Raw genomic sequence first — 15,654 nt, forward strand, 5'->3', positions numbered from 1 at the left:
GTGGTGAACATTGGGAAACGAATTTGTATTTGTTACGAAATCAATTTCCGGGCTAGGTAGCCGGTCCACGAGAAGGCATCGACCAGGATATCATTGGTAATGATATCGGGCTGATGTTGGGGTTTACCCTTTACATTGGTTGAGTTCGAGGCGTCCAACATGCCAGTAATGACGCCTCGACCAACCGTAAAAGAAATGTGTTTACATGCTGTTGCCAGATCTAGTAATGCCAAAATATTCATCCTTTCGATTTGCAATTCCATAGGCGGAAAAGCGTGTCACTGATGACCAGTCATTTCTGGTTTTTTTAATCTAGACCAGAGAGGCAATAAATAAAAGGCATAAATATTTATGTTCGGTATAAATAAAATTTATGACTTAAGTCTTAACGACTATTTCATAACGGCACAGGATGGAGTGATCAGCTAGGTAGCCAGTTTGGGTTGGATGGCTTTTTTATTAGATTAGCCAAAGTGAGATTTAATAATATTCGATGAGATGGAGCTGAGGAAAAAAAGCGATATCTCTATCTTTTTTTTGCAGTGAAGATTTCGTTTTATTCTGTTTTTGGCGTTATTGATAATCCTCATAATAGGATTTATGAGGGAGCTAGAATGTGTCCCTCGTGACTTGATTCAAGCCCTAATACTCCCAGCTACGATAAAGCTCGTTTTTATCCTTCATATCTTCGTATAGCCAGACCATTCGGTCCAGATACCAGCTCTTGCCAAGATAAGCCAATGCAACACCTAATACAGCGCCCCATAGTGAGAAATAAACAGTCGCCCAGACCGATACCAGTACTCCGACCAACGAAATTCCATTAAGAATCGCGTGTAGCGGAGTGTTATGGTTATCCGGTATTGGAACAATATCCCGGTTTAAATAAACACGCTCGCCCAGAACAGCCTTTGATGCCCAGTTTTTGGTAGATTTCGGTTTTTTGAAAAGAATTGGATTGAAAAATAACCAGAGAAGCGATGCCAGCCCTGGCACCAAACACCACCAGCCTATCCACTCTCTACTCCAGAACGCGAGAACGATAACAGGAAGCACAGAGTATCGGGTCCAAACACTAATGGGGTTTGAGTGCCTCATCCAGTTGTCATCATCAAGCTTAAAAAGCCCAGCAATCTTCCGTTCTAAAGTCATTTCATAGTACCGATGGGGTAATGAAAAATAGCCAGCATTTGAAGCCTCTTGATCTCAAGATCCTTTTTCTAAACCTAACAACCTCGAAACAGCCATGCGTGAATTAATTTGGTGTAGCGCGGCATCACCACATACACCATTAGCAAAACCGCAATACCGGTAATGATCAAGGTGTCGAGATAATGATTATCAGGCAGTCCCAACCTGTGAATGGGTGGCAACAAAAATGGCAACATCAGTACCAGCGGATAGATAGCTGACCAGGTGACCAAAGCCTGTTTCCAACGAATAGGAATTTTGGTATTCGCCTGCTCAGGGGTAAACCAGAAATCCAGCCCGCTGTTAATATAAAAATCATCGCCTTTCACCAGTAATGGTGAAACTTGGGCTATCAGCTCACTGCGTTTGGCCGATTCCATCCAGCCCCGTAAATGTGATTGGTTATCAAAGCGAATAATAATCGTATACGTTTCAGTCAATCCTGCGATTGGCCGAATCACGTTCAGATCCAGATGCCCCGGCGAGCTTTTACAATGTGGAGCAATTTCATTTAACCATGCTTCGTATTCGGGATGTTTATCCTTGGCAACCTGATGGGTAATAACTGCCGTCGCACCATTGGTTAACGGATCCACACGATTTTGTTGCATAAGATTTTTCCTAAAATACCAAGTTGTCGGATACATGTTTCACAAACAAAATATCAAGTCATACGTTTATTTTAAAACTTTATTGCAGTTGAAGCTTATAGAGACAAGGTACGAAAACCTTATGTAGATAGTATTCAAAAGACTCCGTAGGTAACTATTGGGCTTGTTTGTTTGATAACAAATACCAAGCCAGTAAGCTCATTTTTGTTTAGATGCCAATACGTTAATGAATAAGGTATAGTCATTTTCACTGATTATTTTATGGTTTTACTGTCATGGTCATTCTCATATCTTTGCTGATGCAATAAAAATGACGTCAACACACCACACCGTCTATCGTGATCAGCCTTTGTTCGATGCTTATGAACAGCAGATGGCACAAGACTGGTTACCCATTGAGATAATGCAATTATCCGCGGGGAATTTCCGTGGGCATTATCGTGAAGTGGGTAATGATGATGTCAGAGTTGTGTTTGAACAACAAAATCAGGTCATACACAAACGTGCCATTATTGAGCGGGACTTCTGTACGGTTTCTTTTGCACGCATTGCAAATCAGGTACGGGTCTCTGAGTACGATGCTTTCGATAATTCATTATTTTTTCTGCCTTCAAATGTTGAAGTCGATATTCAGGCAGCGAGCGGTGTTGAAACGGTCTATTTTAGATTCGAACAGTCTAAATTAATTGAAGCAGCAAGAGTCATTAACCCAAAATATTGGGAAATGCCGACAGACCATATTTTGGTATTTGATGGTATTAACCGACAACCCCTAGAGGATTTTACTGATTATCTATATCAGCTTTCGGCACTGAGTTCGGATGATAGTCTGCGTGAGCAGCAGAAAAATATTAATTTATCAGTAATGGAATATGTCTTGCTCTCTCTCGATTCATCTTTAGTGTTTGATGAACAATCATCCGATGTACTGTCTCGGCGTCGGGCGGCTAAATCAGTAAGGCAGGCAATAGACTATATGCACGCCAACCTGGAGAGACATACTTGTCCGTCCATTATCGATATTTGTAAAGATTTACATATCAGCCAGCGTAACCTGCAATATAACTTTAAAAAAATAATGGGAATCACACCCAATGCGTACTTGTATCGATTAAGGTTAAACCGGGTTCGTGCACAACTTCTAAAACCAGCTGATATCGGTGTGACAGTCACGCAGTTAGCCAGTGATTGGCATTTTTGGCATCTAGGTCGTTTTTCCAAGGATTATCTGCAATTATTTGGCGAGTTGCCTTCCACCACATTACATCGAGCCTTTAATTAAAATCATTACTTTTTAGTTGTGATTGATACGGCTTTATGTGGCCGATATCGAATATCAGACTTGTAATGTCATATAAGCAGGCAACGAAAAGTAAACATAATCTCCCCTTTAATCATTCAGGCTTAGGTTTATAAAAACCGACTGATTCTAATCCAAAAAAATTAATAAAGATTATCCGTTTTCTCGATAAATGATTAATTTATCTCTTTGCGAAAATCGGATAGTGCCATGTCATCCGTCTCTATATCATCATATTTCGGTTGGGTTGGACTATAGCCCATTTTATTATTGCCAAACTTGGTGTGAACTAAGGACGGAAAGCTACAGACCTTGATGATGTTGTTAAGGTGGCTGAGTTGCATAGATTTAAGAGACTTTGAACATGCAAACTCAATCTTTAAAACGTTCTGTATTCAGCACATTTTTTATTTCATCAATCGTTTTAAGTACTGCGGCAAGTGCCGATAGTGTTTTAATTGGAGTCAATACATCACCTTTAACGATTAATGATGATGCCACCACAACCATTGTGACGGGCACACAATTTCAAAATGATAATGAGTTATCCGTTATTGGTCAGCCATTTGTTAAAGATCCTGTTTTAGCAAACGAAGGCACTTTTATAAATAATGGTACCTTTTACGGTAAATTCAGTGATTTAAAAAATGATGGGGTGCTGTTAAATACAGGCAGTCTGACTACTCATGTCAGTGGTTTAAATAATGCAGCAAGCGGTCACATCACCAACACCGGTTATATATACAACAACGGCGGTAGCTTGAAAAATGATGGCTTCATTGATAATCAGGCTGAGTTTAACAATTCAGGCACATTGACTAATTACGGGCAGTTAACCAATCAAGATACCCTCACGAATAGAGGTGTTTTATCAAGTTATAGAGGAGCAACCCTGACCAATACGGGAACCTTAACTAATACCAGTGCGGGTAGATTCAATAACTATATCGATTCCACTTTAATTAATGATGGCACGATGAACAATGAGGGTCGCTTCACTAATGCCGGTAAGTTGATTAATAATGGTTCCTTTACGAATAAATACGTATTCTCCAATGCAATTAATGACACCGTGACCAATAATGGCGTCATGACCAATAATAGTACTCTTGAGAATATGAACGAGATTATTAATACGGGCGTGTTTATTAACAATGAAAAAGCAACCATAAGAGGTAATGGCAGTTCAGTGGGTAATTACACCCAAACCGCTGGGCAAACCATAAATAACGGCGTCATCACTCAAACCAGTGTCAATATCAACGGCGGTAGTTTATCTGGTACAGGCATCATTAACAGCAATGTAACGGTGAATGGCACCAGTTCTGACAACCATGCCAGCATAAATGCAGGTAACTCGATTGGTACGATGACCATTAATGGCAATTACACTCAAGGTGAATTAGGTTCAATGGTGGTGGAGTTTAATGAAACCAGTTCAGATATCTTTAATATTTCACATGAGGCTTCTCTGGCCGGTTTACTAACCTTTGAGTTTATTGGTGATAATGTGCAAGTAGGAACATTTCAGTTCTTAACGTTTGCCAGCATTGTAGGCAGCTTTGATAGCATCATTTATCCATCCCTCATGGGCTTTAATTTTGATGTGGTGTTTGGTGATACCTTTGCCAATTTAGAAATCAGTCAATCGGTGAGTGAAGTGCCTGTTCCAGCGTCATTATTCTTATTTGGCCCGGCATTATTAGGCTTCTTAGGTTTACGCCGTAAAAAGGCAATGACAGCTTAAAAATATGCAGAGTGTTAATCTCAAAGAAAGTATAAAAATTGATGCTGGCTTGCCGTGAAAGAAATGAAATAACGGGTGGTGGCCATCCTACTCTTTTGATTTCGTTACGTTCCTTAGTTCGTAATGTTTACTCAGATATTCCTGATCTAGAATTCAACGTTCAGATCCGGTCGAAAATTAAAGTAGGATTGCTCCACCAGGGTTTGATAAACACCGGCAATATTCATTGGCAGCCATTCATCATACATCCGTAAATGCGCATATTCCGGTAAGCGAATTTCAGCCTGAAGCGTTTCAAGCGTTTTCCCCGCCAGCATGCCCTCACGCACAGCTGCATAAAGCGCTTCCAGATAACCAAGATAATGCTCCACATCCTCGCGCGTGCCGGTATCAGCATGTCCACCGATAAATAAATCAAACGGTTCAGCCGCCAGCACTTCCCGGGTGGAATGAATCATGCCATGAATGTCATAGCCTAAAAGATTCTGATAAGGCATCCGGCCAAGCACAATCCAATCCACCACAAAGAGCACATTGGCTGGCATAACTCGCATACTGACTGAGCCACGACCATTGTTTGGGCCGTGATATTGCAGGTGGATTTCACTGTCTCCCAATTGCAAGGTCATAGCATCCTGAAACGTGATATCCGGTAACGCGGTTGGCGCTTTTGTCCATTGCAAATCTTCTGCAGCAAATTCATGTGCCACCACCCGAATATCCCCGTCGGCAAGAATATGGCCGCCCATGGTATGGTCAATGTGATTATGGCTGTATACCAGATAGCGAATCGGCACAGTAAACCGCTTAGCCAATTCCTCTTTCAAATAGCTCGCCGCGGCATCATTAATTGGGTCGGTGACGAGAATCCCCGCATCGGTTACCACAAATATCGAATGATAATGACCCGCCGAAAAACGATACACATTGTCTTTCATCTGCTCGATTTTGTACTCGGTGGTCTCATCCGCCTGGGAAGGCAATATCACTCCCCATAACCCCAGAGAGAGAACAATTGGGATCATCAATTTCATAAACATTTTTTGGAAAAACAACATAAAAGAAACCTGGTCTTATTCAGGCCATAGCCACAAATGGCATTTATTTATTGCGAACATTGCGTACTAAAAACGAATTACCTGGGCCACGTTTTAATTCAAATAAATCAATCGCTTTAAACAGGCTGCTGAGGTTTTTAAAGCCATAGTTTCGAGTATCAAACGAGGTCTTGTTTGAGATATTTGAACCAACCGGCCCAAGCGCCGCCCAGCCGTCTTCGTCTTCGGTTGCCTCGATGGCCTGCCGTAGCAAATGTATTAATTTGGTATCGGATTTTATGTTTTTGGGTTTAACCGTTGTTTTGGTTTTTTCTTTTTCCTGATCCAGAAACAGAAACTTAGAGCAGGCGTTTACAAATGCTGACGGTGTTTTCCGCTCACCGAACCCCAACACCACCTTCCCTTCCGCTAAGGCTCTGGTTACCATCGGCGTAAAATCACAATCCGATGACACAAAACACATCACATCAATCTGCTTGGTATACATCACATCCATTGCATCAATCACCAATGCGATATCAGACGCATTTTTCCCCTTGGTTAAATCATATTGCTGGATGGGTTGAATGGCATATTCATGCAACAGATCTTCCCAGGCCTTTAGCGTTGGCGACTTCCAATTGCCATAAGCCTTACGAATAGTGACCACACCATAGTTTGCGACCTCGCTCAGAACATCTTCAAACTTACTCGCGGGCGCATTATCAGCATCAATAAATAATGCGATTTTCTGTTTTAATTCATCCATGGTTGCACCTCAAGCCAATTTAGATATGTCGATGGTTAGCTATATGTTGATACTAGTTTTTTATGACGACTTTATCACTGATGGCCGGATGGATTTCAATTGACTCTGACCCTTTTGGTCCTTAACATCGCAAAATCAAGTTCGCTGTACCCTTGATTTGACGCATGTTTGCACCCTATGTCGATATAGATTTGGCTGACCTATTGGTTATCCCCATTGATTTTCTGGAAACCGTTTATCAGCGCCTATAAAGATTGACTCTTATATTATTACTCAACAATTTACTTTCACTCCATGAAGAAATAATGTTTCTTGAATCAAGCCATCTGACCAAATCCTGGTTCTCGGGAGTATTTTGTAGTTTCGGCGTTTTGTGCCCAGTTTTTATTTCGGAAAATGGTTTCGGTAGATTATCCAAGACATGATGGACTTCGTCATCCGTCATATACGAATGGCATTTATTAAAGAGTGAAATTTGCGTTTCAATGGGCTTAGAGTGAAGTACCAAGGATTGTACAATACTCCCATCAAGGTTGGAGATGTTGGTGTCGGCGTTGTTAATAATTGGGCCGATAAGTGCTGCTCGCTCGGGAAGGCTCACAAGCTCACCTAGGTCCATTAACTCAACTATCCGGAGTTTGGCTGCATGATCAACTTCAGGTCGAAGAAGCTCCTCTAGGAAGCCATCGTCGAGCTCAAAGTTGTCTGGATCCGCCAGATATATGTCGATGTTGGCTGCGACGAATAGTATCTGCAACTCCCTCTTGTCTTCGAGCGCGTCAAGACTCTCCTTGGTGAAGGCGATTTTTCCTTCGTCTATCAGGATTCCAAGCTTGGTTGGTTCGAGCCCTATTGGTGGGTTCTTGAACGAATTCGGCAGGGCGTGAGCATATTCTCTGTAAGCGGCATCAGACAGCGAATCCGCATTGAAGAGGAATTGACGAAGCTTTAATGAATTAGAGTCATTTGGTATGGGATGTTTCAGGATAGTCGCACGGACAACATCTCGATCAAGATAGCTAACCAGGCTCTCCTCTTCGAACCTTTCACACTCAATAAAATCAAGACAGTTTTCCCAAGCTGGTTCGATCTTGCCTAACTTGAACAGCATTGAGCACACCCTCTCAGGCACATCTTCTAGGCTTGGCAGCAAGGACGTCTGCCGTTCAAGAAACAACTGGATATCATCTTCATCAAGCGTATCGTGGCGAATCACGGCAAGAATAGCAGGAGCATCCTCTTTAGTATTTCCTTCAAGCTCCAAAAGTACATCAATAAAGTAATGCTCGAAATCGCGTTCGATCCGATTTATCAAGGTTGTGTTATTCATAGAACGTATGGCCGTGAAGTTCCGCTCGCGCATTGGCTCGAAATCGTTCTCTCCCAAAATCGCTTGGTAGACGTATTCCAGATTCGCTATCGTGAGTTCAAAAAGCCCCTTCTCAAACATGAAGCGTACAACTTCAGAGTGTTCTTTTATTGCAGCCAGATCTTTTATCTCAAAGTCGAGAAATGCAAGGCGTTCTGGTTCTAGTTCGGGTGAATTAATCAAAATTTCTGGAAGGTTCGCCGAAACAAATTCGGGTAACTCCTCAAAATCCCTTGCCAGCGTTTTGAGCGAAGTTGCCGGTAAGTTCGATACCAGTTGGATGATATGAGAAATATTGTTAGAACTACCAATAACCATAGGGACTAGATTTTCCTTGGCTTTAACTAGTCCCGAAAGAAGTCCCTGAACATAGCGTCCGCTGTTGTAATAGGTATCAAAGAAATCCTCGCAGCTCTCGAAATGGGACGAAAGAAACTCGAAAAGCTTCTGCGTTTGAGCGACGTAACTGCTCCGTTCACCTAGAAGACTATCGACAAGCTTGACGTTCAAGACATAGCTTTGCCGGAAGTCTTCATCCCTCATCGCAGCGATGACCTCTTTTGGATTATCGATCGGAAAACCCGGCTCGGGCGTGACGAATGCCCTTATCTGGATCAGAAACTTATTGTCATTGGGTGACAAACGACCTGAGTGAAAGAGTGAAGTATATTGGTAGTAGGTGTCGTCGAGATGGCCTTCCAGAATCAGAAAACGGGCAAGCTCTCCATTTCCCCCAAAGTGCCCGAAAAGGTCTTCCACATGGTCGGGGTTCAAACGCAACAGCTCGTTGAGCTTGGTCGTGCGAAGCGCTGCGATCTTTGATCTCAACTCGCGTATTTGGCGCAAGCTCTTGCTCTTATTATCAGCCGCCTTGCTTTCGATCTCCTCCTTGCGTTGCAGGTAGGATTTCTGGGAGTCCACCTCGCTTTGAATTTTGGAAACATCAATCTGATGTTGTTGACCATTGACGCTGCGGCCGATAAGTTGGGAAGCCTCTACAAGTTGATCAAACGCATCGTGACTGGCCAGCTGTGGAATTGGGATCCATTGTGTCATATCAATTCTAATGTTGTTAACACTCGCTGGAAGCTTCTCAATCAGAGCCATAGCGTAGATTTGCCGCAACTCTCTCAGGTCCGAAGGAGTCTGACGCTCGGCGGCTTCAAGCCGCTTTTCGACGTCCGCGATTTCGATCCTATACTTGGCCTCACCAGACTGAATGAGCTCATTTTGGCAGTTCAATATTTCGGCGAGAGTCCCCGCGCCGAGGTGCAGTCGCTCAAAGTCACTTGGATAGACATTCTTATAGATCAGGATCGCGAGGAGCTTATTGGCGTCAAGCAGATTCTCTCCATCAGTTTCCAAGTTAGCTACATAAATGGCGTATTCATTAAAGATGTTCTGAATCAATCTCAGGTCGTTCAGGTATCGTGAGGCCTCTCTCAAAAATTGCCGATCAAGGCGCTCATCGAGCCCAAGTCTCTTCCCCTGCTTCAATACCATGTCGATCGAATTCGACGTGTTGATGATAGGAATGACAGGAATGATGAATTCGAAGAACTTGGTTCGATCGGTGTTGATAAACATATCGTCGCGCAGGGCGTAAAGAAATCTGATGATGCGTTTCACACCTGCATTCTCGTTCACTAGGCTATTAATTTCGCGCAGCGTGACGAAAATTTCGGGATCTTCAAATCGATCAATATCCTCAATGACCACAAGGTCGTAACTGGTTGATTGGAAGAAGTAGACTATTTCATCTAGATGACGGTTTAATATGGACCCCTGATCATCTTGTGCAGGCTTTATCTCAACATCTTTCAGCGAGATTCCCTTGAGTGAAAGTCCGAAGCTTGCGACATAAAAATGATGAAATGCCACCCACAGAAATACAGCCGCGACGGTGAGGATCATTAGATTGAGCCAATTGCCGAATGCGAACGGATGAAAAAAGTGGCCGCTGATGATGTCTTCTCGTTGTGAGAAAACGTACCCAAGCGCGAGAGTTCCGAGCAGTATAAAAAGAGACTTAAAAATCGACCAATAACCGGGCGACTGAATTCTTTTGAACCGTGATAGCGGAAGCTTATTTGCGTCAGCACCATACAACATCTGCTGCAGGATGCTTCTCTCAATCTCTTGACGGCTCACCTTCTCGCCCCCGAATCGGCCTCGGGAACGAACGCAGCAAGAGAAATATGAAGCGCAGGTCGCCGATACTTCTTCAAGAAGGATTGGATGATACTGCTCTTTCCTGATCCATAAGGACCAGTTAGGGCAATATTGGAAACCCTCGCATTGTTAGTCGCGAACATAATCGCTTCGGCATATACACCAGTCTTGTCTGCTTCATCAGTTGGTGCAAGATCCACGAACTTTGATTGAATAGAGGCGGTGGAGTCTTTGTTTTCTATCAAGGCAGCGATGTTATAGAGGCTTTTGGCAAACCAGCATTTAAAGGAGGTAATGGTCTTTTTCATTTGATGCTGCAGTTCAAAGGGTCAGCCAACCTGATTTCCATTTGTCCAATCCATTGCATATGTAGTGGCTTGAATATTCCACAGTTTTCAAATACTTGCAAATTCAATAACTTATTTTGGATTAATTTATCGGTTTAACTGCCAATTCAGGTGCTTAACTATCAGGTAAAACGGGCTCTGGTTTCAGAAAAGGTGCTGGATCAACCGGTCCGCCTGAGTAAATGCCAAAGTGAAGATGCGGTGGCGTGGTGATGGCGTTGCCGGTGTTGCCGACATACCCCAGTATGTCGCCTTTTTTAACCTTGTCGCCGGATTCAACGGCGAATGAATCCAGATGGGCGTAATAATAACGGGCACTGCCGAATCCAATCATACTGCCCGATAGCCAGACATGTTCGCCGCCTCTGGCACCTGTGCCGGTTCTGACATAGCCATCAATCACCGCTGTAACCGGTGTTCCCTTTTCTGCAAAGATATCCACGCCGTGATGTTTTCGGGCACCGCCATCGCGCTCCACACCGAAGGCACTACCAATATCCCGTTGGCCTGCTCCCTCTACAGGGAATGGTAATGAACCGCCATTAGCCATTGCCAATGAATATTCTGCATTGGCAAATAACTCGGGTTGCAGAACGATGCGATAGTCACCCGCTTTGGATACCACCTGACTGTTGGTTGTGTCATCTGCATCCAGTTCCGTGATGGTTGACCATTGTTGGTCGTTTTTTCGCGTCGCTCCAGGCTGGCGTATAACCGAGTTTCAGCAGTATCCAGACGTGAAAATTGCCATATCAGCTTTTCGCCTCGCTCAAGCGATACCTGATAAACATGTGCCTCAACTTCATCACTCGCAAAAGATTCTGTTGTGCGGTATTGACCAGCAGCTTGCACTGGCTGCTCACCCGCCCGATCTACAGCCTCTATCCAACGCTGCCCCAATGGGCTATCCAACAACCCCGCCATTCGTAAACGCCAGATAAACAGATCTCTTGGAGACCAGCCCAATACATCAAAGGCAATGTAATGGAGTGCATTTTCGCTGCTTTTTACTGCGTTTTGTCTTAAGTCATCACGCACAATCAGAACAACAACTAATAAAGCTAACAAACCAAAAAGTAACCACGATCGTATGATTCGTTTCTTTGGGTTTATTGGAGATTGATCAACGCTCTCGCCTTCTGTCTGGACAATGTCAGGATCTGACGTTTGCTCGCTATCAGTTGTTTTTATCGGGTCACTCATACCAACATTCAACCTATTGTTGTCGTGAATTACTTGTTAGGACAAACTCTAAGGCGTAATTGTCGTAGGCGATATGATTGAGGTTAAAACGATTATCCTTTACACGGCTCGTAAAAGGGTTTGAAACCAATAAGATATATTTACTTGGTTTTGATGGTTATGCTGCAGTTAGTTCGACCTTGTGAACTCTATCCAACTTAATTTTTTTGCCTGCCTGCCAAAGGTCATAGGCATCTTGCATGGCAAGCCAACTCTGGGGAGTTCGGCCAAGCGATTTTGAAAGGCGCAGTGCCATTTCGGGGCTTACTCCGCTCTGCTGCTTTAAAACTCGATTTAAAGTAGAGGGAGAGACGTCCAGTTGCTCTGCTAGATAGCGACAACTTAGCCCATAAGGCTCCATATAGGTTGCCATGATGAACTCACCAGGATGTGGAGGGTTGTGCATAGTCATTAGTGGTAATCCTCATAATCAAGTAGGTACGCATTTCCATCCGAGAACTCAAAAGTCAGTCGCCAATTACCGCTGACGGTTATGGCCCATATCCCTTTTCTATCGCCCTTAAGTTGGTGTAACCCGTACCCAGGTATATCGAGATCATCAATCTCCATTGCCGTATCCAAAGCTGCCACCTGCATTCTGAGCCGCTTGGCATGATTCACCTGAATACCACGCATGCTCCCTGTCTCGTAGTAGCGCTTCAATCCCTTGTGCTTAAAAGACTTGATCATTCGCCATAGTGTAGCGCGTTGCGCAACGGAGTCAAGCTGCATTAAGAAGTTAACCTCTGCTTTTTTCTCTCTAGAATTTTGGCATCAAAAAAACTTTTCGCTTATTCTGTGTCTAACCAAACGTTACTTATTGGTATTTAGTTAATGACAAAACCACAGTCTTTTTTTCATTATTTGCTTATCGGCTTGTTTATGCTGTCGATGCTGATGCCTGCTGCGCATGCAGAAAATAATGATATGGCTGTGCATCATGAAATGAGTCAGCAACAGCATGATTGTGATTCCGATGCTGAACCTCAAGCAAAACACGATGCCAATTCGCATTGCGCCAGTGATCATTGTCATTGTGCAGCAGCCAATTGTCATGCATCCGGTGTGTTAGGTTTTCAATCTGTTTTTACTGCTTCACTCTATTCACAAAGTCGCTTGGCCATTGCTGCCGAGCAGCTTGTTCGTCAATCTCCTACCAAACTAGAACGCCCTCCCCGCAGCTAATCCTCCCGTTGTAGCGGGTATCGTCCGATACCCAATCGAAACACGTTGAGGATAGATCTCATGAAACAATTTACACGCTGGCTGATCGCTATTTCAGCCGTATTATTACCCTTCTCCGCCATAGCGGATGTGACCGAATATACCTTGGTCATTGATCGTGAACCGGTCAATATTACGGGCAAAACCGTCGAAAGAATCACTATTAACGGTGGTATTCCCGGCCCGATACTGGAATTCACCGAAGGTGATGAAGCGGTTATCCATGTGGTAAATAAACTGGATGAGCCAACTTCGGTCCATTGGCATGGCTTACTGCTCCCCCCGAAATGGATGGTGTACCTGGCCTGGGTGGTTATGAAGCCATCAAAGCCGGTGAAACGCTTACCTATCGTTTCACCCTGCGTCAAAACGGCACTTACTGGTATCACGCCCACAGCGGTACACAAGAACAGGATGGGCATTACGGGGCGTTGGTGATTTACCCCAAAGATGAACCGGTGGTTCAAGCTGATCGGGATTATGTGGTGTTATTGTCGGATTTCAGCAATGAAATCGGTCAGCAGATTTTCAACAATCTGAAAAAAAGCCCGCACTACTACAATTATTCACAACGTACTGTCGGCGACTTTTTCAGTGAAGTTCGCGAGCAAGGTTTAGCTTCCGCCTGGCAAGATGTTCGCCCTTGGGGAGAGATGCGGATGTCACCCACCGATCTGGCCGATGTGCGTTACGATGCGTTTCTGGTCAATGGTCAAACCAACGAACAAAACTGGACGGGACTTTTCAAACCCGGTGAACGTGTGCGATTGCGCTTTATCAATGCTTCGGCCATGTCGATGTATGACGTAAGGATTCCGGGTTTGCAAATGACCGTGATTCAAGCTGATGGACAGTACATCGAGCCGGTCACCGTGGATGAATTCCGCTTTGCCGTGGCCGAAACCTATGATGTGATTGTGACGCCGGAGGCGGATCAGGCTTACACCATTGCAGCGGAATCTATAGACCGTACCGGATTTGCTTTAGGTACGCTCGCCCCACGAGCAGGCATGAAAGGAATGGTGCCAGCACACCGGCCCCGTTCATTATTAACCATGGCTGATATGGGCCACGATATGGATCACGGCGATCATCAGATGAGCCAAACTGATTCGATGGATCATAGTGGACACGATATGCACGGCGATGATCATCAGGCGATGCAGGAAGATGAACCCGCTGAAATGCAAAGTGGCTGGGCCGATGCCAGTACGCCAGAAGGTCACAAAGCGTTGCAATATAGTGATTTAAGAGCACTGGGCACTCAAGATGATCTGCGTCCTGCCGAAAGGGAAATTGTGGTCAAATTAGGCGGCACCATGGAACGCTTTATCTGGACATTAAATGGCCATAAATATGGCGATCCGGGTTTTGAACCGATCAAACTTAACTATGGTGAACGGGTCAGGCTGATCTTTAAAAACGAAACCATGATGGCGCATCCAATGCATTTACATGGCATGTTTGTGCAGCTGGAAAACGGTCAACCCGGTGAAAAACTACCCAACAAACACACGGTAAATGTCGCACCTGGCACAGAGTATTCGGTATTACTGACAGCGGATGAACCCGGTGAATGGGCGTTTCACTGTCACCTATTGTTTCATATGTCAGCCGGCATGATGTCTTCCGTAGTGGTTGCTGAGTATGACGAAGATGATTTACCAGCTGCTCAACCAGCACAACACGATATGGGAGGTCATCATGATCATCACTAAATCCAATCTATTTTTCACCCTCGTGTTGAGCCTGTTTATCTCTAGCAGCCATGCCGATGAAAATTATGATGGGCATGGGCACGAGCATGAATCGCAAATCTTTCATGCCTTATGGTTTGAAGCCCAACATGGCGGTGGCAGTGAAGGTGATAAAACCCATGTTGAATGGGATGGCTGGATCGGCGGGGACTATCACAAGCTCTGGCTCAAAGGTGAACTGGAAGGCCACAAAGGCAAGCTGGAACAAAGCGAAGTCTGGGCGTTGTACAGCCGAAATGTGCACGACTTCTAGGATGCACAGCTTGGTCTGCGTGTGGATACCCAACCAGAATCGACCCGCTATCTAACCTTGGGCTTTAATGGTCTGGCACCCTATCTGTTTGAAACGCAGGCGCATCTGTTCATCAGTGATTATGGTGATGTCAGTGCCCGGCTGAAACAGAAAAACCATCTGCTGTTCACCCAGCGGTTTGGCTTTGAACCCTACTATCAACTGGACTTTACTGCCCAGAATGTTGAACGTCAGGAATTAGGCCGGGGCTTAAGCGAGGGTGAAATCGGCTTCAAACTGTTTTATGAAATCACCCGTAAAGTCGTGCCTTATCTGGATCTGAAATACGAACGCAAATTCGGCCGTACTGCGTCTATCGCCCGAAATGCTGATGAAAGCGAAGAAGACTGGATTGCTTCAGTAGGTATCAAACTGCTTTTTTAATTTGGTTAGTAAGTCAGAAAACTGGTTCCCACGCGCTGCGTGGGAACTCCATTACTCAGCACACCATTACTCACTGATTGACCTAAATTGAAGCCTGATTAATAAATTTGCTCTAAATTTGGGCAAAATTATCGAATTCTCTCAAAATCGTTTTAATGACAAAAATTCTCGTTTTCCTCTTAAAGCTATTGGTTTTGCTTGGTTAAGTTTTT

At 44.2% G+C, this 15,654-nt stretch carries 15 protein-coding genes, 2 pseudogenes and 1 riboswitch; of the genes and pseudogenes, 6 read left to right on the plus strand and 11 right to left on the minus strand.

Annotation, left to right across the window (positions count from 1 at the left end; genetic code table 11):
- Nucleotides 1-32 precede the first annotated feature (32 nt).
- The 3 genes from AC08OG_RS11120 to AC08OG_RS11130 form a co-directional block, all read right to left on the minus strand.
- Complete coding sequence (locus tag AC08OG_RS11120) at nt 33-233, minus strand: hypothetical protein (RefSeq protein WP_482929526.1); 201 nt, start codon at nt 231-233, stop codon at nt 33-35.
- Nucleotides 234-642: 409 nt separating this feature from the next.
- The gene (locus AC08OG_RS11125) at nt 643-1,152 is read right to left on the minus strand and encodes a DUF6653 family protein (RefSeq protein WP_482929527.1); all 510 of its coding nucleotides are present in this window, start codon (nt 1,150-1,152) and stop codon (nt 643-645) included.
- A 74-nt stretch (nt 1,153-1,226) separates the two neighbouring features.
- Complete coding sequence (locus tag AC08OG_RS11130) at nt 1,227-1,802, minus strand: antibiotic biosynthesis monooxygenase (protein ID WP_292399787.1); 576 nt, start codon at nt 1,800-1,802, stop codon at nt 1,227-1,229.
- A 310-nt stretch (nt 1,803-2,112) separates the two neighbouring features.
- On the opposite strand from AC08OG_RS11130, the gene AC08OG_RS11135 reads away from it, so the two are divergent.
- Both AC08OG_RS11135 and AC08OG_RS11140 read left to right on the plus strand, forming a co-directional pair.
- Nucleotides 2,113-3,084, plus strand: a complete 972-nt coding sequence (locus AC08OG_RS11135) for a helix-turn-helix domain-containing protein (protein ID WP_482929528.1) — start codon at nt 2,113-2,115, stop codon at nt 3,082-3,084.
- A 280-nt stretch (nt 3,085-3,364) separates the two neighbouring features.
- Nucleotides 3,365-3,448, plus strand: a riboswitch (cyclic di-GMP riboswitch).
- An 18-nt stretch (nt 3,449-3,466) separates the two neighbouring features.
- Nucleotides 3,467-4,849, plus strand: a complete 1,383-nt coding sequence (locus AC08OG_RS11140; RefSeq protein ID WP_482929529.1) for a hypothetical protein — start codon at nt 3,467-3,469, stop codon at nt 4,847-4,849.
- A gap of 146 nt (nt 4,850-4,995) precedes the next feature.
- Here AC08OG_RS11140 and AC08OG_RS11145 read toward each other — a convergent pair whose 3' ends face one another.
- The 8 genes from AC08OG_RS11145 to AC08OG_RS11180 form a co-directional block, all read right to left on the minus strand.
- Nucleotides 4,996-5,883: an MBL fold metallo-hydrolase gene (locus AC08OG_RS11145; protein WP_482929530.1), complete on the minus strand. Its 888-nt coding sequence runs from the start codon at nt 5,881-5,883 to the stop codon at nt 4,996-4,998.
- Between the two features lie 67 nt (nt 5,884-5,950).
- Nucleotides 5,951-6,655 carry an NYN domain-containing protein gene (locus AC08OG_RS11150; RefSeq protein ID WP_439503876.1) on the minus strand — a complete coding sequence of 235 codons (705 nt, stop codon included), beginning with the start codon at nt 6,653-6,655 and terminating at the stop codon, nt 5,951-5,953.
- Between the two features lie 238 nt (nt 6,656-6,893).
- Nucleotides 6,894-10,175, minus strand: coding sequence for a YobI family P-loop NTPase (locus AC08OG_RS11155; protein ID WP_482929531.1), 3,282 nt, complete (start codon nt 10,173-10,175; stop codon nt 6,894-6,896).
- On the minus strand, nt 10,172-10,504 hold the full coding sequence (locus AC08OG_RS11160; protein ID WP_482929532.1) for a YobI family P-loop NTPase: 333 nt from the start codon (nt 10,502-10,504) through the stop codon (nt 10,172-10,174). The genes AC08OG_RS11155 and AC08OG_RS11160 overlap by 4 nt, the downstream gene beginning before the upstream one ends.
- Nucleotides 10,505-10,658: 154 nt before the next feature.
- The gene (locus tag AC08OG_RS11165) at nt 10,659-11,093 is read right to left on the minus strand and encodes a M23 family metallopeptidase (RefSeq protein WP_482929533.1); all 435 of its coding nucleotides are present in this window, start codon (nt 11,091-11,093) and stop codon (nt 10,659-10,661) included.
- Nucleotides 11,060-11,746 (minus strand): hypothetical protein, encoded by a 687-nt coding sequence (locus AC08OG_RS11170; protein WP_482929534.1) that lies wholly within the window; start codon nt 11,744-11,746, stop codon nt 11,060-11,062. Before AC08OG_RS11170 ends, AC08OG_RS11165 begins: the two co-directional genes overlap by 34 nt.
- Before the next feature lie 157 nt (nt 11,747-11,903).
- The gene (locus tag AC08OG_RS11175; protein ID WP_439503884.1) at nt 11,904-12,197 is read right to left on the minus strand and encodes a HigA family addiction module antitoxin; all 294 of its coding nucleotides are present in this window, start codon (nt 12,195-12,197) and stop codon (nt 11,904-11,906) included.
- Nucleotides 12,197-12,517, minus strand: a complete 321-nt coding sequence (locus tag AC08OG_RS11180) for a type II toxin-antitoxin system RelE/ParE family toxin (protein ID WP_482929535.1) — start codon at nt 12,515-12,517, stop codon at nt 12,197-12,199. Before AC08OG_RS11180 ends, AC08OG_RS11175 begins: the two co-directional genes overlap by 1 nt.
- A gap of 102 nt (nt 12,518-12,619) precedes the next feature.
- On the opposite strand from AC08OG_RS11180, the gene AC08OG_RS11185 reads away from it, so the two are divergent.
- From AC08OG_RS11185 to AC08OG_RS11200, 4 genes and pseudogenes are all read left to right on the plus strand, one after another.
- Complete coding sequence (locus AC08OG_RS11185) at nt 12,620-12,970, plus strand: hypothetical protein (protein ID WP_482929536.1); 351 nt, start codon at nt 12,620-12,622, stop codon at nt 12,968-12,970.
- Nucleotides 12,971-13,030: 60 nt separating this feature from the next.
- Nucleotides 13,031-13,908 (plus strand): annotated as a pseudogene (locus AC08OG_RS11190) (multicopper oxidase domain-containing protein); the annotation flags it as partial.
- A 120-nt stretch (nt 13,909-14,028) separates the two neighbouring features.
- Nucleotides 14,029-14,727 (plus strand): multicopper oxidase domain-containing protein, encoded by a 699-nt coding sequence (locus tag AC08OG_RS11195; protein ID WP_482930548.1) that lies wholly within the window; start codon nt 14,029-14,031, stop codon nt 14,725-14,727.
- A pseudogene (locus AC08OG_RS11200) lies at nt 14,714-15,442 on the plus strand (copper resistance protein B). The gene AC08OG_RS11195 and the pseudogene AC08OG_RS11200 overlap by 14 nt, the downstream one beginning before the upstream one ends.
- The last annotated feature ends 212 nt before the right edge of the window (nt 15,443-15,654 follow it).

This window comes from Methylophaga sp. F7 (assembly GCF_056863975.1).